The following is a 20,464-nucleotide window of genomic DNA, read 5'->3' as shown; positions in this document are numbered from 1 at the left end:
GCATGGCAGCGATCGATCTCGACACGTATGTGAAGGGTGTGCTCGACGGGAAGCGGGCCCTGGTGGCCCGCGCCATCACGCTCGTCGAGTCCACCCGCCCCCAGCACCGGGCGCTGGCGCAGGAGTTGCTCACCGAGCTGCTCCCGCACAGCGGCCGGGCGCGGCGGATCGGCATCAGCGGGGTGCCGGGCGTGGGCAAGTCGACGTTCATCGACGCGTTCGGCACGCTGCTGACCTCGCTGGGCCACCGGGTGGCCGTACTCGCCGTGGACCCGTCCTCCACCCGGACCGGCGGCTCGATCCTCGGTGACAAGACCCGCATGGAACGCCTGGCGGTGGACCCGAACGCCTTCGTACGCCCCTCCCCCAGCGCGGGCACGCTGGGCGGGGTCGCGAAGGCGACGCGCGAGTCGATGGTGGTCATGGAGGCCGCGGGCTACGACGTGATCCTCGTCGAGACCGTCGGCGTCGGCCAGTCCGAGACCGCGGTCGCCGACATGGTCGACTCGTTCCTGCTGCTCACGCTGGCCCGCACCGGCGACCAGCTCCAGGGCATCAAGAAGGGCGTCCTGGAACTGGCCGACGTCATCGCCGTCAACAAGGCGGACGGCCCGCACGAGCGTGACGCGCGTGCGGCGGCACGGGAGTTGGCGGGCGCTCTCAGGCTGATGCACGGCAAGGACGCGTTCTGGACCCCGCCGGTGCTGAGCTGCAGCGCCCGTGAGTCCGCCGGCCTGGACGTGGTGTGGGAGCGGCTGGAACAGCACCGCACGCTCCTCGACTCCACCGGCCGGCTCACCGCCAAGCGGCGGGACCAGCAGGTCGACTGGAGCTGGTCGATGGTCCGCGACGAACTCCTGGGCCGCCTGCACGCACACCCCGCGGTACGCGCGGCCGCCCCCGCCCTCGAACAGCAGGTCAGGGACGGCACGTTGACGGCGACCCTGGCGGCGGAACGCATTCTGGCCGCGTTCGAGGAAGGGCCGGGTTCCGCAGCTCACTGACGGAGATCGCGCGGCGCGATGTGGAAGTCGAAGGCGTGTGTCCCTGGGTCCAGGGCCGTCGCGCCGCCGTCGACGGTGAGCACGGCGCCGTTGACGTACGAAGCCGCCGGGGACAACAGCCAGCTGATGGCCTCCGCGATCTCCCGCGGCTCTCCGGGCCGTCCCATGGGCAGCAGCCTGGTCGCCTCCTCGTAGGCGGCATCCAGGCTCCCGTCGCCCAGGTCCGCCTCCTCGGCGAAGCGCGCCATGCGCCGGTCGGCCATCTCGGTCCGTACCCAGCTGGGGCACACGATGTTGGCCCGCACCCCCTGCCGCCCGTAGTCGACGGCGACGGAACGGCAGAGCTGGAGCAGGGCCGCCTTGGAGGTGGCGTACGGGGCGTTGCTCGTGCCGTTGCGCAGTGCGGAGACCGAGGCGACGCCGACCACTGCGCCCTTGCTCTCCAGCAGGTGCGGGATCGCGGCGCGCAGCAGGAGCAGCGGACCGGTGACGTTGGTGCGCATGACCTCGTCCCAGTCCGCCAGGGACAGGTCGCCCACGGCTCCGCCGCGCCCGATGCCCGCGTTGAGCACCAGCCCGTCGAGCCGTCCGTACGCGGCCAGGGCCGCCTGGACGAGACTCTCTGCCGCTTCGGGGTCCCCGGCGTCGCAGGGGTGCGCGAGGGCTCCGGTCTCGCGCTCGACGCGCCGCAGGGGTTCGGTCCGCCGGCCGGAGACGACCACCTGGTGGCCCTGCTCGCACAGCAGCCGGGCGGTGGCCTCCCCCATGCCCGTACCTCCGCCGGTCACGATGACAACGCGCTTGTCCGACACCGCAGTTCAGCCCTCCGTCGAGATCACCAACGGCATCCGAGCCTAGGGCCTGTCCGTGGATCATGCGGAGGTCGGGCAGGTACGGCTAGACGACCAACAGCACGTCCCGGCACGAGTACTCGACAGCCTTCGAGTAGACCTCCAGGGTCCACCGGCCCGGTTCGGCACGCAGTTCGGCGTGGAAGTCCCCGTCTCCGCACGGCCGCATCGCCTCGTCCGCCACGGGCCTGCCGTCCGAGCCGAGGCGGCGGACCCGCAGCCCCATCGCGGTGTCGGCGTTCGTCGCCCACACCTCGAAGGGCTCGCCGGCCCGGGCGAAGTCGGGAAACTCGACGCCGACGGGCTCCCCGGTGCTCAGCACCCCGGCCGGTTCGAGGCCGTCGCAGACGCGCCTGAGCTGCTTGAGGGCGTGCTCGGAGTTGATGAGGTCTGCGTGCCTGCTGTCGAGCCACACCGCCTGACCGGTGTCGGACCACTCGGGCGGGATCTGGGCGATGTGCGCCACCGTGCCGTCGCCGAAGAGCGGCAGACCCTGGTCTTCCGGATCACCGGAGTCCGAGAAGTCCTGATGGAACTTCGGCCTGCCGTCCGAAGAGAGGGAGAGCGCCTGGTCGGTGCGGTGCTTGTCGCCCCCGAGCGGGACCAGCGTGTAGCGCCTCAGGCCGTGTACGGCGTCGTTCTCCTCGATGGCGTCCTGCACCTCCTGGAAGAAGGCGAAGGAGTCGTCGATCGTCCGCGTCTCCACGCCCTCGACCGGTTGCCCCCGCAGCCGGGACCTGCCCTCCTGACGGTCGACCACCACCCGGTAGGTGGGGATGAGCTGGCCGAGCGAGGGGTAGGTCGAGCAGACCTCGTGGATCCACTCGCGGAACGGGCTCGGCACCCACCGCACCCGGCCGGTCAGGAACCGCAGCGCCTTGACGCTCCCCGAGAAGGGTGTGCCCAGCGTGGCGACCGACCGGGTCTGCTCCCATCCCCCGAGCACCTCGGTGTAGTACCGCACCACCAGACCGCCCATGGAACGGCACAGAAAGATCACCTTCGCGTCCTTGGCCCGCGGAGACCGTCTGGGGTCGGCCGTCTCCTGCCATCGGGTCAGCCGTTCCTGGACGAAGAGCTTGAGCTTCTCGGCCGAATTGCGGTTGCTCAGACGCCAGTCGTAGGCGAATTCCACGAATCTCTCCTGCTCGATGCCGAGCAGTTCGCGCAGGTCCGGGTACTCCATGTTGGAGACCAGTCCCGGAAGGAGACGCGGCCCGCGGATCACACCGCCCAGTTCCAGGGCGTGCGGCGGCTCCGGGTCCTCGTCCCCGATGCCCTTGGGGAGTTTGAGCATGTCTCTCGTTCGTCCGGGCCGGAAGAGCCCGCTCATGGCCTCCGGGGTCAGGTCCCAGATGTCGGCTCCGTTCCGGGTCAGGGCCGTGCCCATGATGCCGGGGACGAGAACCACCAGATCGTCCTTCAAAGAACGCGCTCCTTGTCTCTTATCGGGGATCCGACCGGCCAGGGCACGAACAGCTGGTCGCAGCGGACGCTGTTCTGCGCGATGCCCTGGATCATGAGGGTGATGCCGCGGCTGTCGAAGGCGGAGTCCACGCCCGTCACGTCGTACCCGCGCGATTCCATGGGGTCCAGCGCCTTCTCCCGCCTGACGTCCCAGAGCCTGAGGCGGCCGGAGTTCCGGCTCCAGCCCACGAGCAGGGGCCGCTGCGCCGGACCCGCCAGAGCGACACCGTCGAGTGCTCCCCCGGACTGCCGCGGCAGGACGGTCGACACGGCGTACCCTCCGTCGCACTCGGCGAACTTCACCGTCTCCCCGGTGGTGAAGGCGATCAGCGGAACCGGCGTGTTCGTGCGCTGCAGCAGGCCCGTGGCCACTGCCTTCGCCCGGATGACGCTGACCGGCTGCGGCTTCGCGCCGGGCTCCGTGAGGTCCCAGACCCGGACCGCGTTGCCGCCCCAGGCCGACAGCCACGAGGGACCCGAGCCAGGCCCGACCACTTCGAGCCGCTGCACGGCGCCGGCGGCTCCCATCCAGAACGTCCGCCCTTCGCTCCAGGCGCCGGGGTCCCCCAGCTCGCGTTCCCAGGTGACCACGCTCTGCCCGGACGGCCACAGCAGCCGCAGCCGACCGGTTCCGGTGGCCCCAAGAGCCAGGGAAGGCACCGGCCGGTCCTCCGGTCCCGGTAGGGCGAAGGTCTCGGTCCGCAGCAGTCTCAGTCCCGGCCCGAGCGTCCAGAGCAGAACCTGCCTGCGTCCGACCGCCGCGGTCAGCCAGCGGTCACCGATCCTCGTCGCGGCCAGCGCCTCCACCCTCGCGGGGTGCGCGAGCCGGAGCGCCTCGCCTGCCTGCCCGTCGGAGGAGTGCGGGCTGACCATCACGTCGGAGCCCTGCGAGCGGCTCAGCAGCAGGGTTCCGTCGGGTCCTGGGTCCGTCACCCGTAGCCGTGTCCTGCCGACCGCTCTCCCGCCGGTGTGGCGGGCGTCCGCCACTTCGCCGTCGGCCGGCAGATCATGCGGCTCCCAGACACGGATGCGCGTTTCGTCCGCCACCGCGAGTCGCCCTGTTCCCGAAGGGTCGAAGGCCAGGGACTGGTGATCGTGATCGCACGGCAACGAGACCTGTTCCGCGCCCTTCTCGTCCCAGACGCGGACCGCGGCGTCCTCCCCCACCGCTGTCAGCAGTCCACGCGGGCCCCGTCCGACGGTCACGGCCCGGCCGGCGCTCGCGAGTCCGGGGCCGTACAGCGGGCGTGCCTCTCCCTGGAAGAGGTCGTCCATCCGCCAGGTGTGGAGCGTATGGCCGTCCAGTGCCCCGATCACCGCCCCGGCTCCGGTACCGTCCGGCAGGGCCAGCGCCGACACCGCGACGACCTGCTCGATGCCGTCCCCCAGTGACCGGACCTGACGCAGCGGCTCCTTCATCGTCTTCCGGCCGGGCAGCTCCCAGACCTTCACCCCCGCCGGGCCCCCGGTGATCACCGCTGCCCTCTCGGCCACCACCAGGAGACAGGCGCAGAGGGCCGGCACGCGGACGGTGTGCGTACGGAGTTCGTCCCGGGAGTACTCCCTGGTGCTGTCCCACCGCCACAGCCACACGCGGTCACCGTCGACCGTGGCGAGGAGGACCTCGCTGCCCCAGCGCGCCGAGTCGACCGTGCCCGGAGTCCCGCCCCAGTACAGCTCCTCCACCGGGTACCTGCCGTTGCCGTGCCACATCCGCACGCACCGGCGGTCCACGGTGGCGACCACCCGGCTGTCGCCCCGGCCCGACGCCGTCACGCCCCGCTGCCGCGGAGGGGCGCTCCAGGTGGCCGGACCGGTGTCCCTGCCCCGGATCTCGTGTCCCTCCGTGGTCCAGGACTTGACCTCACCGGCGCCCGACGCATGGATGATCCCGTCGCCGTGCGCCTCCCAGTGCACGGCGAGCGCCCCGCCCGGCGGGGCGGGCCAGCTCCTGTGCAGCGGAAGCCGTACGGCGCTGCTCCACACGTCGTCCCAGAACACCGACGACGGCTTCGGCACGGCGGTGAGGAATTCCCGGGAGAACATGGCCAGCGCGGTGGCCCGGAGCATCGCCCACCTGCCCTCCTCCGCCTCGTGCCGGCGGAAGTGGCCGGCGACGCCCAGATAGAGCGCGCTGTGCGGGGTGGTCGTGAGCCGGGCGGCGACCAGGGGTTCGAGGACGTCGGGCGAGGCGGCCACCAGGAAGTGACAGTCGCCCACCAGTTCCTCCAGGAGGTCGTCCCCGCCCAGGGCGGCATGTGCGGTGAGGTGGCGCTTCACGTACTGCTCCGCGGTCCGCCAGTCCTCGCCGCGGCGCGGGGTCAGGGCCCGGTGGATTGCTCGGTGCTGTTCCCGCTGCCGCAGCTCGTCGCCGAGCAGGTGGGCGCCGAAGCTGGGGTGGTGGAGGCGGTAGACCTCCTCGCCCGCCTCGACGTCCTTCGCGATCGTCACGCCGGTGGCCCGGCGGATCACGTCACGCAGGTCCGGCTCCCCGTACTCCCTGCTCTCCGGCGCGCGTACCGCGTTGGTCACGGCCAGCCACACCCTGGGCTGGGGCAGTCCGACTCCCTGGGCCAGTGCGAGGGCGGTCATGAAGTCCCGGACCCGGGCGGTGTCCTGCGGGTCGAGGCGTAACAGCTCCTCGGCCAGCAGGGCGTCCAGGACGGACGTCCCCTGCCGCAACTCCCTGCGCACCTGGTCGGCGTCGGACGGCACCGGCCGCTTGGCGACGTGCCGTGCCCACAGGGTGGCCACGAGGAAGAGGCCGTTGCTGCCGGCCGCGATCTGCCGGGCGACGGCGCCGCGTTGCTGCGCGGCGTGCGGCAGCGCGTAGGGGGAGTTCCCCTCGGCGAGCAGCCGTTCGACGTGCCGGGCGATGTCCTGCTCGGTCTCGTCCTTGCGGTCCAGCTCCAGCAGGGTGGTGGTGTGCAACACGTCCAGCAGGGTCTCGGCGCGCAGCTCGCCCGGAAGACGGCGGCGGGCGTTGGGCCGGGTGGCGACCACCACGCGTACGCCAGGCAGGGCCGCCAGCGGGTTGAGCAGCCCCCGGGCGAGGTCGAAGGAGTGCCCCGCGGCCGCCTCGTCGAGCCCGTCGAACATCAGGGTGAGACTTCCCTTGCGGTCCGCCAGCGCCTCGACCTGCCGGACGAGGCTGTGCGGTGATCCCGGCCTGATCTGTGTCGTGTCCAGTCCGAGTGGGGTGAGGCCTCGTGCCAGTTCCTCGCAGAGCGTCGACAGGGTCCGGCCGCGGCAGTGGAGCGCGGCGTTGACCGAGCGGAGTTCGGGCAGCACCCGGGGGCGCCGGTCCGCGGGCAGGGAGGCCACGAAGTGCTCGACGGTCAGGTGCGCCACGTACGCGAGGAGCGTCGACTTGCCCGCGCCGGACGCCCCCGTCACCGTGAGCATCCCGGTTTCCCGGGTGCGCAGCCAGTTGACGAGATCGGCGAGGACACGGTGCCGGGAGGCGAAGTCCCGCAGGTGCCAGCTCTCGCCCGAGCCGGAGAAGACCGGCAGTTCCTCGCCGGCGAGTTCCGTACCGATCCAGGACCGGTCGTCCTCCGGGCGCAGCGCGGAGCGCGCCCGCGGGGACCAGTGCGGGTTGGGCAGGAACCAGGCGCGCAGTGTCTGCGGCTCCTGCCAGAAGGGGACCTGTTCCCCGGTCCGGCTCCGGACCGCGCTCATCAGCTGCTGGAAGGGGACGTACTCGTTCTCGCGATGGAAGATCCGTGCGCTGTCGTCGATGATCTGTTCCGGAGTCGACAGGACCTCCTCCAGGCAGTCGACCCAGTGTCCCTCCAGCGCCTCCTGCCGTGATCCGGCGGTCGCGACGACGGCGAATCCGACCTCCGCGTCGTCGACGCCGGCGCTCAGCCGTGCGTCCTTGACGTGGTGACTGACCTCGCGCACCGCCTCGCCCGAGAAGCAGGCGTCCAGGACGAGCAGGGTGTCCGTGGGGTCCTCGGCGAGCCAGGAGACGAGTTCCTCGGCCGAGACCGCCCGGCCGGGATCGAACTCCCCCTCCTGGTAGCTGTCTTCGCAGGCGAGGTAGAAGGCGCCCGACACGACTTCGCCGTGCCCGGTCCAGTAGAGGATCTTCCTGTCCACCGCCTGCTGCCTCAGCCGCCGCACCAGGTCGCGGATCTGCGCACGTCCTGCGGACGGTTCGGCCCCGCCGTTCCTCCCCGCACTGGTGACGGCCAGTGACGGAGCATCAAAACCGAGCCGTGCGGCCTGTTCCACGAAGCGAGAGGCCGTCTTCCGTAGCTGGGCACGGTCCCTGACCCGCCGTGCGTCACCCCGGTATGTGTCGACAACAACAGTGGCGACCACACCGTCACGCTTCTGACCCCGGTCCAACCGAACTCCCCCTCCAAAGAGTTCAGCCACCCGTCCGTGCCGCGTGGCAGGACGATTTGTGGAAGCCTGACGTCTCACACCTGACAAGGTGCGCCGCTCACGCTACTCGACATGGGGGAGAACTCGTGGAATCGCGCGACCGCATGGTCATCGGGAATTTCGTCACGGACTGTCACATCTTCGAGGGAGACGGCACCCGTCCGATCCCGAAGGAGAATGTGCAGATCATTTACGAACCGGGGCTCCGCCGCGTGGAACTCCCCGTCGAGGTCCAGCGGTGGCGGGAGGACATCGAGGCGGAGATGCAGCGCCGGCAGGCGGCGGGTGAGCCGTACGCGTGGAACAACCCTCGTTTCGCCGTCGAAAGCATCATCACCTCGCGGAGCGACGAGACCGAAGAGCCCCTGGTGCGGATGAGCCTGTGCGACGCGGACTACTACGACTTCATCGCCACGTCCGTCAACCTCGACGAGCCGCTGCGCGAGGGGGAGTCCGCCACCCTGCGCTCCCAGTACCTGGAGAACGCCGACCCGGTGACCGCTCCCGCGTTCCTCTCCTGCAGCTTCGGCATCAACGTGGCGGTGGAGACGGGACCCGACCGGAAGATGGTCTTCGCGCGGCGCAGCGTTCAGGTCGAGGGCCACAACAAGGTGCGCTGGAACTCCTCGGTCAACGAGGGGCTCGCCGCCATCCACGACGTCCCCGAGGACGGCTCCCCGATCAGCCTGCACGCCGTGGCGCGCCGCGCGCTGCGGGAGGAACTCGCCGTCCAGGACGAGGACGAGGTCGAGCTGGAACTGCTCGCCTTCGCGCTCGACGTGCGCAACCACCAGTGGGCGGCCTTCTACCGGGCCGTGCTCCCGGACCTGACGGCCGACACCCTCGTGGCCCGCCGCAGCCGCGGGATCGAGGACAAGTGGGAGCACGACCGGTTCGACTTCGTCCCGGCCGACCCCGACAGCGTGCTCGACTTCATTCTGCGCAAGGAGCCCGAGGAGTGGACCCCGTGCGGGCCCGCCCTCTTCTACCTGGCCCTGGTCCGCGCGGCCGTCGTCGCCCGCGGCGGCAACCGGTCGGGCCGGCTGGACGTCGAGGCCGCCGAGCGCCGGGCGGTGGAACGGCTCGCGACGCCCGCCGCCCGTCAGTAGCGCCGCCGCGCCGGGGGCGGCGCGTCAGAAGACGTTCCGCTCCCGGTGCTGCCGGCGCAGCTCCAGGAACTTCGCGCGCACCTCGTCGGCCGGCATGCCGCCGCCCGCCTGGATCCTCAGGTCCGCCAGCGCGTCCCGGGACTCCATGAACCCACGCCACTTCTGCTGGGGCTTCAGCCAGGTGTCCACGGCCGTCATCACCGCGACGACCAGTGCCAGCGCGGGCACCCAGGTGATCAGCCAACTCCCGTGGCCGCCGCCGAGGTTCTGGTCGGCGGCCACGATGGCGCTGGCGATGATGAGCAGGATGCGGCTGAGGTAGTAGGTGACCCCGTAGTTGAAGGTGGCGATCCGCCACCTGCGCATCTCCCTGTCCATCTCCTTGACGAGGGGCTCGGGCAGGGGCTCGGCCGCCGCCTGCTGCTCGGCCGCTGCCCGCTGCTCGGCCGCTGCCCGCTGCTCGGTTTCCGTCACGGTCTCCTCGACGTCCTCGGCCATGCGTCCCCCTGCCCTCTCCATGTCACCGCGCGAACAGGGCCCATTCTCACTGACGGTGCGACGCCTGCTGCTGGGGCGGGGTGATGTCGAGCAGGGCTACGTACCGGGCGAGTTGGACGGAGGCGTTGAGCATCGCCACGCCTCGGACGGTGAGGCGTTGCCGCCAGTCGTCGAGGGCGGCGGACAGTGCCTGGGTGCCGCCGGCGGTGCGGATCTGCTGGACCACGGTGGCGATCTGGTCCAGTTGGTAGCCGCCGCGCCTGAGGAGGTGGGCCAGTTCCGCGTCGCGGATCTCGGGGGCACCGTACGCGCGGTGGCCGGTGACCGGTGCGCGGTCGGGGGCGAGGATGCCCGCCGCTTCCCAGTTGCGGAGGGTCGCCGCGGTGACGCCCAGGCGGTGGGCCAGTTCGCCGATGCTGAAGGTCTCGCTGCTCACCGGTGCGTGCGCGGCGGTTTCGGGGCTGGTGGTCAGGTGGGCGACGGCCTGTCCGACCGCGTCCAGTGTTCCCCGGTCGCGCAGCAGTTGGGCATGGCTGCGGTCGACGGCCGTGAGCGCGGCGTCGAGTTCGCCCGTGTTGAGCGCCCGCATGATCTGCCCGCTCACGGCGTATCCGTGCGCCGGGACAAGCGCCAGATAGGCGCGCAGGGCGGCCGCGTGCGTCTCGGAGTAGACGCGGTAGCCGGACGGGGTGCGGTCGGCGAGCGGGATGCACCCGTCCCGCTCGTAGTTGCGGACCGCCTGGGTCGAGATGCCGTGCTCACGGGCCAGATCGGTGGGACGCAGGTGATCCATGGTTTGAGACTTTAGCGCACTGTTCCAGCGGCTTTTCTTTCAAAGTTTCCACCGGGATTGCAGGTATACGCTTGAACTTCAGGAGCAGGGAAGTTCGGGAATCGCCACAGCTCGGAAAGGAAATCCGGTAAATGCCGGCAGCGATCGAAGTGGCTGGACTGTGCAAGAGCTTCGGCTCGGTGATGGCACTCGACCACCTTGAACTCACCGTGCCGGAGGGCACCGTACACGGTCTGCTCGGCCCCAACGGCGCGGGCAAGACGACCACGGTCCGCCTCCTGAGCACCCTGATCAGCCCGGACGACGGAACGGCCGAGGTGTTCGGCATCGATGTGCGCAGCGACCCAGGAAGAGTACGGGCCATCATCGGACTCACCGGGCAGTACGCCGCGGTGGACCAGTTACTGACCGGGCGCGAGAACCTGCACATGATCGGCAGGCTGTTCCGGCTGTCCAAGTCCGACAGCAGGGCGCGGGCGAGCGAGCTGCTGGAGCGCTTCGACCTGGGCCGGGCGGCCGACCGGCAGACGAAGACGTACTCGGGCGGGATGCGCCGCCGACTCGACCTCGCCGCGAGCCTCATGGCGCGCCCCAGACTCATCTTCCTCGACGAACCGACCACCGGCCTGGACCCGCGCAGCCGCCTGGCGGTGTGGCAGATGGTGCGCGAGCTGGTCGCGGAGGGCACCACCGTGCTGCTCACGACGCAGTACCTGGAGGAGGCCGACCATCTCGCCGACTCGCTGTCGGTGATCGACCAGGGCAAGGTCATCGCCGGCGGCACCCCGGACGAGCTGAAGGCGCAGGTGGGCCAGGACTGGGTCGGCATCACCCTCATCGACGGCGCCGCGCTCGACGAGACCACGAGACTCCTGCGGGAGCGGCTGGGCATCGAGCCGACCGCCGACCCGGAGACGCTGGTGGTCCACGCGCCGCTGGCCGACGGCGGCACTCTGCCCGATCTCCTGCATCTGCTCAGGGACTCCGGTGTCGCGATCGGCAACGTGGCGCTGCGCCGCCCCACACTCGACGACGTGTTCCTCGCCGTGACCGGTCATGCGGTCACTGGTCATGCCGTGACCGGTCATGCCGCCGAGCACGGGGCCGACCGGCAAAGCAGCGGGAAGGACAACGAGCGGTCATGACGTCCACGACCCTGACCTTGCACAGCGGCAAAGCCGGCACGAAGCCGCGCAGCGGAGTCTTCTGGTGGTTGTCCGACGTGTGGGAGATGACGCTGCGGAACATCCGGCACACCTTGCGCAGCCCCGAGCTGGTGAGCTTCTCGCTCCTCCAACCGGTCATGTTCATCCTGCTGTTCACGTACGTCTTCGGCGGCGCGATCAACATCGGGGGCGGACGGTACGCCCAGTTCCTGCTCCCCGGCATCTTCGTCCAGATGGCGCTCTACGGTTCGGCCGCCGGCACCACCATCGGCATCGCCACGGAAATGCGCGAGGGTCTGATGGACCGCTTCCGTTCGATGCCGATGAGCCGCTCCGCCGTGCTCGTCGGCCGTACGGTGTCGGAGATCTTCCGCAACGCCGTCACCGTGGCCGTGACGGTGCTCATCGGCCTGCTCGTCGGATTCCGCTTTTTGGGCGGGTTCTTCCCGGCGCTGGGCGGCATGCTGCTGTTGCTGCTGTTCGGCTACGCCGTCTCCTGGTTCGGCGCCTTCATCGGTCTGTCGGTGCCCAATGCGGAGGCCGCCCAGGCGGCCGGTGCCGTGTGGATCTTCCCGTTCACTCTGATCTCCTCGGCGTTCGTGCCGACCAGCACGATGCCGGGATGGCTCCAGGCCTATGCCGCCCACAGCCCCATGACCGCGGCCGTCAACGCGCTGCGCGCCCTGTTCAGCGGCGGCCCGGCGGGCAGCTACGTCCTGCAGACGGTGGCGTGGTCGATCGGCCTGATCGTGGTCTTCGCCCCGCTCTCGGTGCGCAAGTACGCATCAAGCTCCCGCTGATCCCTGGACCCCGATTGATCACCGGTTTGAGACTTTCCAACGCAACTGAGCCCAGTTCAGACGCCAGAGCCTCGGGAAGTCTCAACCGGTCTTGCAATGGTTCAATTGAGACACATGAGAAAGAACCTGCACGACCTCACCGTGGCCTCATGTGATCTGCTGGCGCTCGGTGAGCCGACCCACCAGGAGCCCGCCTTCGGGTGGGTCCGCAACGAGCTGTTCGTCCAGCTGGTCGACCGCGGCTTCCGGTCGATCGCCCTCGAGACCGACCGCGTGGCCGGGCTCGCCGTGAACGACTTCGTCCAGGGGAGAGCCGGATGCCTCGACGCGGTGATGCGTGAGGGCTTCTCCCACGGCTTCGGGGACCAGGAGCCCAACCGGCAGCTGATCGCCTGGATGCGCAGCTACAACCAGAACCGGCCGCCGCAGGAGCGCCTGGCGTTCCACGGCTTCGACACCCCGACGGAGAACCACAGCGCCCCGAGCCCCCGGCGCTATCTCGAACACACCCGGGACTACCTGCAACTCGGCGTCGACCTCGCGGACCTCCTCGGCGACGACGAGGGCTGGAGCCGCACGGAGGCGGTCATGGACCCGGCCATGTCGCTCGGTGCCACGACCGAGGCCGAGCAGGCGCGCTCGATCGCCGACGCCATGCTCACTCTGCTGCAGGCACGCGAGCCGGATCCGGCCGGGGCGGACTCGCATGCCGAGTGGCTCAGGGCGAGGACGCACCTGACCGCAGGCCTCGGCCTGCTGCGGTACCACAGGCAGTGTGCGCAGAGCCTCGACCACGCCGCACGGATCTCCCGCCTGCTCGCCACCCGGGACTCGCTCATCGCCCAGAGCCTCCTCGACGTGCGCAGCGCCGAGGCACGGCGGGGCCCGACCCTGGCCTTCGGCCACAACCTCCACTTCCAGCGCAGTCCGAGCAGCTGGTGCCAGGCGGACCTGGACCTCAACTGGCACGGCGCCGGCACCGTCCTGGGGCCCCTGATGGGCGAGCAGTACGGCTTCGTCGCCGGCAGCCTGGGCCGCAGCGAGGCTCTCGGGCTCCTGGATCCCGAGCCCGACACCTACGAGGGGCTGCTGCAGAGCGGTACCACCGCCTGGGATCTGGCGACGGACGTCACGGACGCTCCCGCCCGCACGCGGACCGACATCGCCCCGCAGCAGGGCTACCGCCCGCTCGACCGGACGATCCTCGAAGGAGCCGACGCGGTCCTGCACATCAGCGACGGTACGGCCGCCGGCAAGCAGTCGCAGGACGCACTCCTGCCCGTGCCGGCAGTCACTTCGTGATCGGTCACGGCATCGCGCCGACGGATCCGTCGGGGCGCCCGCCGGCACCTTGGTGATGTTCTCCCGGCTCGACACCGCGTGGCCCGGCTGCGGCACGCGGTGTCTTGGCTGCGCACGCCTTCAGGCGGCCGCGTTCTCCAGCACATAGCCGCGTCCCCACGCGGTCCGGATGACCAGGTCGATCGGGGACAGGCGGCGGCGGAGCCGCATGATGTGCAGGTCGAGCGAGTTTCTCGTGGGCATCGGCACCCGGTCGGCGAGCCGCTGGGTGAGTTCGTGCCGGTACACGACCTCACCGAAGTGCTCGATCAGCAGCTCCATCAATTCGGTCTGCGCATTCGAAATGGTGATCGAATGCGGTCCGAAACACAGCGTTCCGGCCGAATCCAGAGTCGGAACCTGACGGCTGTCGAGCCGGTTCTGTAACGCCTTGACGCGGGCGTCCAAATCCTCTCGGGATATGGGCGCACGCACCCAGTCCTCGAACGGGTCGTTGCACACGGGAGGGCGTGCGCCTCCCTCCACGACGAGAAGACGGGGCACACCCTCCCTCCTGCATCGATTCCGCAGATCCGTTTGTGCCGGCCATCGGACGAACATTACGTCGCTGTTTGTGCCAGCCACAGCACAAGCCTCCCCGTTGAGACGCTCATGGATGGGTCAGGTCCATGCCTCTATGCCATGTTAGGTTGTTCGGCCTGCAACCGGGAGGCGGTACCGATCCGTTCCGGCCCGCCCCGAGCGTGCGCCTTTCACCACGGCGCGCGACCTACCGGTTCATCGCCTCCCGGAGACTGCGGGGCCGCATGTCGGTCCAGCTCTCCTCCACGTAGGCGACGCTCTCCGCCCGTCCCGCCGGACCGAAGACAATGCGCCAGCCGGCCGGCACCTGGGAAAAGGCGGGCCACAGCGAGTGCTGGTCCTCGTCGTTGACCAGTACGTAGAACTGGCCATTCTCGTCGTCGAACGGGTTGATACTCACCCTAATCCTCCAGGTATCGTTCCAACGGTCAAGGGTTTGACCCAGATCACCGCGCCGCGCGCAGAATCTGGTTGATGACACGACAGATTTCAGCCGCGTTACGCGGCCAGTACATTTCGTTGTGAGCGCAGGAGATGTCAAAGCGCTGGATTCGGCCGTCGACGAACTCCTGCCACAGCACCTCGAGTTCCTCCTCCAGCTGTCGCTTGTCGTGGGTCTCCGGGTCGAGGAGTGCGTTGAAGAAGACCACGTCGCCGTGGTACCGCGGTGAGGTGAACCGGCGCATCTGCTCCATCTCGCCGACGAAGATGGAGGAGGCCGTGGCGACCAGGGTCGGATATTCCTCCATTCCGGCCAGATGGCCCATGTAATTGGCCAGGAATCGGCGCACCATGGCCTCGTCGAGGGCTTCGAGATCGGCGAAGTGGCTGGAGGGTGCGGCGTCCAGCAGCGCGAGGAGCGCCACCTCGTGTCCGCGGCGCTGCAGTTCCGCCGCCATGGCATGGGCCAGGGTGCCGCCGAAGGACCAGCCGAGCAGGTGGTAGGGGCCGCTCGGCTGGATCTCCAGCACCTGGCCCACGTAGTCGTGGACCATCTCCTCGATGGAGTTCGCCGGCGGTGTGGTCCCGTCGAAGCCGCGCGCCTGGATGCCGTAGAGCGGCCAGGGCGGGTCGATGTGCCGGGCGAAGCCCAGGTAGGGCCAGCTGAGCCCGCCCCCGGGGTGCAGCCACCACAGCGGGGGCTTCTCCCCCTCCGTGCGGATGGGCAGCAGCACGGCGAACGGGTCCTCGAAGCCCACCTCCGTGTCCGCGGACAGCTGTTCCGCCAGTTCGGCCACCGTGGGGTACTGGAACACCGTCCGGATCGGCACGTCCATGCCCAGCTTCTCGTGGATCTGCCAGACCAGACGGGTCAGCCGCAGGGAGTGGCCGCCGCAGGCGAAGAAGTCGTCGTCGATGCCGATCCGGTCCAGGCCGAGTACCTCGGCGAAGAGTCCGGCGAGTTCCTCCTCACGCGGTGTGCGCGGCGCGCGGTAGTCGCCACCGGTCGGGTCGGGCTCGGGCAGCGCGGCGCGGTCCACCTTCCCGTTCTCGGTGAGCGGCAGCCGGTCGAGGACGACGATCTCGCCGGGCATCATGAACTCCGGGAGTCGACCCGCGAGTTCCTCCCGCAGCCGCGAAGGCAGCCGGGACACGCGACGGGAGACCGCGGGCACGTTCACCAGAGGGGACGAGGGGGCGTCGGCGGGCCGGTACACGCCGTCGCAGCACCGGGCGTCGACGTCGGGCAGGACGACCGCCTCGAAGCAGTCCGCCGCCTGCGCCGACCAGGTGCAGTACACCGCGAGCCCGCGTGCCGTGCCCCACGCCTCCAGCTCGGCGGGGTCGAGCGTGCCCCCCGTCTCCGCCGGGGCGCCCCACTCGGCGGCTTCGCCCGCCAGCCTGGCGTTGGGGACGCGGGTAAGGCGCAGTTGGCCCCCGTGCCGGGCCAGCGCGGTCTCCACATCGGCCAGTTCACGCACGTCCGCTCCCCAGACCGCCGTGGGCAGGTCCGCCAGGTGCAGCGAGCGGGTGGGCTCCTTGTGCAGCACGACCTCGTAGCGATGGCGGGTCAGCTCGTTGTGGTGGCTGCCCTGCTTGAGGCGGATGTCGGCGGCGACGGCCTCCGGACGTGCCGAGGCCCAGCGGGTGAAGTAGCCCGGGTCGACGACCAGTTCCTTCTCGCCCAGCACCGCGCGTTCGACGGCGGCCCGCACGACGGCCGGGCCGTCGTCCGGTTGCCGGGAGCGGTGCACCGCGGCGCTGAACATCCGCAGGGTGCGGTAGTTGCGGACGTCGCCGATCACGATGCGTCCGCCGGGCGCGAGCCGGTCCATCGCGAGGTCGAGCACCCGGGTGAGGTAGTCGGCGTCCGGGAAGTACTGCACGACCGAGTTGAGGATCACCGTGTCGAAGAACCCGGCCGGCAGGCCGTCCGGGTCGTCGGCCGCCTGGCAGCGCAGCGACACCTTGTCCGACAGGCGCCGGTCGGCCCCGACCTGGGCCCGCAGCCGCTCGATGACGGGTGCCGAGAAGTCGGTGCCCCAGTACTCCTCGGCCTCCGGTGCCAGCGGTCCGAGCAGCAGGCCCGAGCCGACGCCGATCTCCAGCACCCGGCGCGGGCCCAGGGCGCGCACCCGCCCGAGCACGGCCTCGCGCCAGGCCCGCATCTCGGGCAGCGGGATGGGCTGTCCGGTGTAGGAGCTGTTCCACCCGGTGAAGTCCTCGCCGACCCCGCCCGGGTCCACCGCTGTCCCGCCGTACATCTCGTCGTAGATCTCACGCCACTCGCCGACCTGCTCGACCGCGTCGCGGCCGGTGGAGGCGGGCGCGTCGGGCACCACGTAGGCGACCATGCTGCGTTCACCGAGACGGTCCCGGCGTACGGCGACCACCGCGTGCGCCACGCCCTCGCGCTCACGCAGCACCGCTTCGAGTTCGCCCGGCTCCACGCGGAAGCCGCGGAGCTTGATCTGGTCGTCGGCCCGGCCCACGTACTGAAGGCTCCCGGCCGTGTTCCAGCGCACCAGGTCACCCGTGCGGTACATGCGCGCCCCGGGCGGCCCGAACGGGTCGGCGACGAACCGCTCGCCGGTCAGGCCCGGCCGGCCCGCGTACCCGAGGGCCGCTCCGTCGCCCCCGATGTACAGCTCACCCACCACTCCGGGCGGCACCGGCCGCAGCCGCTCGTCCAGGACCAGCAGCCGACTGCCGTCCATGGGTTCGCCGATGGGCAGCGGGTCGGTGCACCGGTCCACCGAGGACACCCGGTACCGGGCGGCGAACGTGGTGGTCTCCGTCGGGCCGTACCCGTTGACCACGGTGAGGCCGGGACAGGCGCCGAGGACCCGGCGGACGGCGGTCGGCGAGAGCACGTCACCGCCCGCCCACACCTCGGCGACGTTCGTGAAGCACTCCGGGTGCTGCTCGGCCATCACGGCGAACAGCCCGGCGGTCAGCCACAGTCCGGTCACCGCCCGCTCGACGACGACACGGGACAGTTCCGCGGTGTCCGGCCGTCCGGCGCGCGCCACCACCGCCGTGCCGCCGCCGAGCAGCGGCACCCACAGCTCGTACGTCGACGCGTCGAACGTGTGCGGCGAGTGGAGCAGGACGCGGCGGTGGGCGCCGGTGGCCCAGCAGTCGTCGAGCGCGAGGTCGACCACGTTCCGGTGGGTCACCTCCACGCCCTTGGGGCGGCCGGTGGAGCCGGACGTGAACATCACGTACGCGACACTGCGCTCCCCCACGCCGTCGGCGTCGAGCGACGAGTCCGGACACCCGTCGAGGTCCTCGTCGGCGAGACCCTCGTCCACGGTGACGGCCGGAGCGAGGTCGGCGAGCATGAACTCGATGCGCTCGGGCGGGTAGGCGGGGTCGACCGGCACATAGGCGGCGCCGGTCTTCAGCACCCCGAGGATGGCCGCGACCAGCAGCGGTGAGCGGTCGAGCACCAGCGCCACGCGGCTGTGCGGCTGGGCGCCGCGGGCCCGGAGGTGGTGGGCGATGCGGTTGGACCAGCGGTCCAGTTCGGCGTAGGTCCAGCTGTGCGTGCCGTCCGCGGAGACCAGCGCGATCGCGTCCGGCGTCGCGGCGGCCGTGGCGGCGAACCGCTCGTGAACGGTGCCGGCCTCGAACCCGGCGTCCCGGCCCTGACCGCCCCACCGGGTCAGCGCCGCGCGCTCGCCGTCGGCCAGGATGTCCACGGCCCCGATGGACGTCTCCGGCGCGGCCACCACCTGGCGCAGGAAGTGCAGCCAGCGGTCGAGCATCGTGGTGATCGTGCCGGCGTCGAACAGTTCGGTCGCGTACTCGGCGAAGCCCTCGATCCGGGCCCGCGCTCCGTCGTCGTCCCGTTCGGTGAGGCTGATGAACAGGTCGAAGCGCGAGGTGCCCATGCTGAAGGGTTCCTCGGACACGCTCAGGCCCGGCAGGCCGAACTCGGGCCGCGCGTTGTTCTGCAGCGCCAGACACACCTGGAAGAGAGGGTGGTGGGCCGGCGACCGCATCGGGTTCAGGACCTCGACCAGGTGCTCGAACGGGATGTCCTGGTGGTCGTAGGCGGCGAGGCTCATCTCCCGTACCCGGCGGACAAGTTCGGCGAAGCCGGGGTCGCCGGAGGTGTCCGCGCGCAGCACCCAGGTGTTGACGAAGAAGCCGACCAGCCGGTTGAGCGCTTCGTCGGTGCGGCCCGCGATCGGCGAACCGATGGGCACGTCCGTACCCACGCCCAGCCTGGTGAGCAGCGCGGCCAGGCCCGCCTGCAGCACCATCGACACGGTGGCACCGGTCTCCCGGGCCAACCGCCGTACATCCGCCGTGAGTTGCTCGTCGAGTTCGATCGGCACCAAGTCACCGGCGTACGACGCCACCGCGGGCCGTGACCGGTCGGTGGGCAGGTCGATGGTCTCGGGCAGGTCGGCCAGATGAGTGGTCCAGTAGTCCAGCTGGCGCCGGTACAGGCTCTCCGGGGTGTCACTGTCCCCCAGCAGGTTCCGCTGCCACAGGGTGTAGTCCGCGTACTGCACCGGAAGCGGCACCCATTCCGGCGTCCGGCCGTCCCGGCGGGCCTCGTACGCGGCCGTCAGGTCCTGCGCGAGCGGGAGAGCAGACCAGCCGTCCGCGGCAATGTGGTGCGCGCCGATCAGGAACACCGACTCCAGCTCGCTGATCCGGAACAGCCAGGACCGGATCGGGATCTCGGTCGCCAGGTCGAAGGGCAGGCGCGCGGCCTCCCGTAGGGCGTCGGGGAGTTCGGCCTCGGTGACCTCGCGTTCCTGCCAGGGCACCTGGATCGCGGTCGGCTCCAGGATCTGCTGGTACGGCTGCCCGTCCGCCTCACCGAAGACAGTGCGCAGCGACTCGTGCCGTACCACGACGTCGTGCACGGCCTGGCGGAGCGCGGCCGTGTCGAGGTCACCTTGCATCCGCAGCGCCAGCGAGACGTTGTACGTCGCCGACGGCCCCTCGAACCGGTGGATGAACCACAGCCGCTGCTGCGCGAAGGAGACCGGCAGCCGCTCGGGCCTGTCCTGGGGCAGCAGGGGCGGACGGACATTGCTCAGGGACGTCAGGTGTTCCGCCAGCTCGGCGACCGTGGGCGCCTGGAAGACGACCCGGATCGGGATCTCCACACCGTGCACGGCACGGATACGGCTGACCAGTCGGGTGGCCAGCAGTGAATGCCCGCCGATGGTGAAGAAGTTGTCGTCCACGCCGACCCGGTCGAGTCCGAGCACGGCGGCGAAGAGCGCGCACAGCGACTCCTCCTGCGGCGTCGACGGGGCCCGGCCGCTGCTGCCGGCCGAGTAGTCCGGTGTGGGCAGCGCGCGCCGGTCCGGCTTGCCGTTGTCGGTCAGCGGCACGCTGCCGATGGGCACGATCGCGGCCGGCACCATGTACTCGGGCAGCGTCTCCCGCAGGTACGCGTGCAAGGTGGGCAGCAGCGCGGTGACGGCACCGGCGGCCACGGGGTCGTTGACCAGGGTGCGTTCGCCGGCCGCCGGCAGGTACGTGCCGGAGAGGATCCGGCCGGCCACCGGGTCGTCCCGGAAGACGAGCACGTCGACCTGATCGACCGCGGCCGCCGACCACGTCACCACCGCGTCCCATCCCTGCACGGCGGCCCACGCGGGAACACCGCCCGGGTCGAGCGCGGGCACCTCCGACGCGACGGAGTCCTCCTGGCCCAGCTCGCGCGCCGCCGCAACCTCCTTGGACAGGCGCGCGTTCGGGACACCGGTGATGCGTACGACCGGCGCGTCGTGATCGCTGACGCTGCGGACGAGGCGGCCCAGGTCTCCGTCCCACACCACGGTGGGAACGGCCTCCAGAAGCAGCGGATCGGCGGAGCCCGGCTTGTGCAGCACGACCTCGTAGCGGTGCCGGGTCAACTCGTTGTGCGCGCTGCCGTCCTTGACCCGGACGTCGACAGCCGCTCCTCCGGCACGGTCGGCCCAGCCCAGGAACCAGTCGGGATCGACGACGAGTTCCTTCTCCAGAAGCACGGCCTGCTCCACCGCACTGCGCAGCACGGCCGGTGTCGCATCCGGGTGCTT

The 20,464-nt window shown here is 70.7% G+C and carries 13 protein-coding genes; 5 read left to right on the top strand and 8 right to left on the bottom strand.

The window, feature by feature from the left end; genetic code table 11:
• Positions 1 to 2: 2 nt before the first annotated feature.
• Positions 3 to 1,004: a methylmalonyl Co-A mutase-associated GTPase MeaB gene (gene meaB, locus ACFY3C_RS24340; protein WP_389169758.1), complete on the top strand. Its 1,002-nt coding sequence runs from the start codon at positions 3 to 5 to the stop codon at positions 1,002 to 1,004.
• On the opposite strand, the gene ACFY3C_RS24335 is transcribed toward meaB, so the two are convergent.
• From ACFY3C_RS24335 to ACFY3C_RS24325, 3 genes are all read right to left on the bottom strand, one after another.
• Complete coding sequence (locus tag ACFY3C_RS24335; protein WP_390772213.1) at positions 998 to 1,816, bottom strand: SDR family NAD(P)-dependent oxidoreductase; 819 nt, start codon at positions 1,814 to 1,816, stop codon at positions 998 to 1,000. The genes meaB and ACFY3C_RS24335 overlap by 7 nt on opposite strands.
• Before the next feature lie 85 nt (positions 1,817 to 1,901).
• Complete coding sequence (locus tag ACFY3C_RS24330; protein ID WP_390772212.1) at positions 1,902 to 3,281, bottom strand: esterase/lipase family protein; 1,380 nt, start codon at positions 3,279 to 3,281, stop codon at positions 1,902 to 1,904.
• A complete protein-coding gene (locus tag ACFY3C_RS24325) occupies positions 3,278 to 7,561 on the bottom strand; it encodes an AAA family ATPase (RefSeq protein ID WP_390772211.1) in 4,284 nt (1,427 codons plus the stop codon). Before ACFY3C_RS24325 ends, ACFY3C_RS24330 begins: the two co-directional genes overlap by 4 nt.
• 242 nt (positions 7,562 to 7,803) lie before the next feature.
• Here ACFY3C_RS24325 and ACFY3C_RS24320 point away from each other — a divergent pair, with 242 nt between their 5' ends.
• Positions 7,804 to 8,826 carry a translation initiation factor 2 gene (locus ACFY3C_RS24320; RefSeq protein ID WP_390772210.1) on the top strand — a complete coding sequence of 341 codons (1,023 nt, stop codon included), beginning with the start codon at positions 7,804 to 7,806 and terminating at the stop codon, positions 8,824 to 8,826.
• Between the two features lie 24 nt (positions 8,827 to 8,850).
• Here the strand turns inward: ACFY3C_RS24320 and ACFY3C_RS24315 are convergent, their stop codons facing one another.
• Together ACFY3C_RS24315 and ACFY3C_RS24310 are read right to left on the bottom strand one after the other, a co-directional pair.
• Positions 8,851 to 9,324: a DUF4231 domain-containing protein gene (locus tag ACFY3C_RS24315; RefSeq protein ID WP_390772209.1), complete on the bottom strand. Its 474-nt coding sequence runs from the start codon at positions 9,322 to 9,324 to the stop codon at positions 8,851 to 8,853.
• A 46-nt stretch (positions 9,325 to 9,370) separates the two neighbouring features.
• Entirely contained in the window at positions 9,371 to 10,117 is a 747-nt protein-coding gene (locus ACFY3C_RS24310) for a TioE family transcriptional regulator (protein WP_390772208.1), read from the bottom strand.
• A gap of 131 nt (positions 10,118 to 10,248) precedes the next feature.
• Between ACFY3C_RS24310 and ACFY3C_RS24305 the strand changes: the two genes are divergently transcribed.
• From ACFY3C_RS24305 to ACFY3C_RS24295, 3 genes are all read left to right on the top strand, one after another.
• Positions 10,249 to 11,262, top strand: coding sequence for an ATP-binding cassette domain-containing protein (locus ACFY3C_RS24305; protein ID WP_390772207.1), 1,014 nt, complete (start codon positions 10,249 to 10,251; stop codon positions 11,260 to 11,262).
• Positions 11,259 to 12,083, top strand: a complete 825-nt coding sequence (locus tag ACFY3C_RS24300; protein ID WP_390772206.1) for an ABC transporter permease — start codon at positions 11,259 to 11,261, stop codon at positions 12,081 to 12,083. Before ACFY3C_RS24305 ends, ACFY3C_RS24300 begins: the two co-directional genes overlap by 4 nt.
• 114 nt (positions 12,084 to 12,197) lie before the next feature.
• The gene (locus ACFY3C_RS24295) at positions 12,198 to 13,385 is read left to right on the top strand and encodes an erythromycin esterase family protein (protein ID WP_390772205.1); all 1,188 of its coding nucleotides are present in this window, start codon (positions 12,198 to 12,200) and stop codon (positions 13,383 to 13,385) included.
• 120 nt (positions 13,386 to 13,505) lie between these two features.
• Here ACFY3C_RS24295 and ACFY3C_RS24290 read toward each other — a convergent pair whose 3' ends face one another.
• The 3 genes from ACFY3C_RS24290 to ACFY3C_RS24280 all read right to left on the bottom strand — a co-directional run bounded on the left by ACFY3C_RS24290 (position 13,506) and on the right by ACFY3C_RS24280 (position 20,413).
• Positions 13,506 to 13,886, bottom strand: coding sequence for a winged helix-turn-helix domain-containing protein (locus ACFY3C_RS24290; protein ID WP_386575815.1), 381 nt, complete (start codon positions 13,884 to 13,886; stop codon positions 13,506 to 13,508).
• 268 nt (positions 13,887 to 14,154) lie between these two features.
• Positions 14,155 to 14,367, bottom strand: a complete 213-nt coding sequence (locus ACFY3C_RS24285; protein WP_390772204.1) for an MbtH family protein — start codon at positions 14,365 to 14,367, stop codon at positions 14,155 to 14,157.
• Between the two features lie 46 nt (positions 14,368 to 14,413).
• Entirely contained in the window at positions 14,414 to 20,413 is a 6,000-nt protein-coding gene (locus ACFY3C_RS24280; protein WP_390772203.1) for an amino acid adenylation domain-containing protein, read from the bottom strand.
• Positions 20,414 to 20,464: the final 51 nt, after the last annotated feature.

The sequence above is a fragment of the Streptomyces sp. NPDC001410 genome, from assembly GCF_042895235.1.
Classification (GTDB): Bacteria; Actinomycetota; Actinomycetes; order Streptomycetales; family Streptomycetaceae; genus Streptomyces.
This window is presented reverse-complemented; position numbering and strand designations above follow the sequence as displayed.

Bases quoted from the DNA above. Each gene is read 5' to 3' on its own strand.
- meaB (WP_389169758.1), top strand. From the start codon at position 3: ATGGCAGCGATCGATCTCGACACGTATGTGAAGGGTGTGCTCGACGGG.
- ACFY3C_RS24315 (WP_390772209.1), bottom strand. From the start codon at position 9,324: ATGGCCGAGGACGTCGAGGAGACCGTGACGGAAACCGAGCAGCGGGCA.
- ACFY3C_RS24310 (WP_390772208.1), bottom strand. From the start codon at position 10,117: ATGGATCACCTGCGTCCCACCGATCTGGCCCGTGAGCACGGCATCTCG.
- ACFY3C_RS24305 (WP_390772207.1), top strand. From the start codon at position 10,249: ATGCCGGCAGCGATCGAAGTGGCTGGACTGTGCAAGAGCTTCGGCTCG.
- ACFY3C_RS24300 (WP_390772206.1), top strand. From the start codon at position 11,259: ATGACGTCCACGACCCTGACCTTGCACAGCGGCAAAGCCGGCACGAAG.
- ACFY3C_RS24295 (WP_390772205.1), top strand. From the start codon at position 12,198: ATGAGAAAGAACCTGCACGACCTCACCGTGGCCTCATGTGATCTGCTG.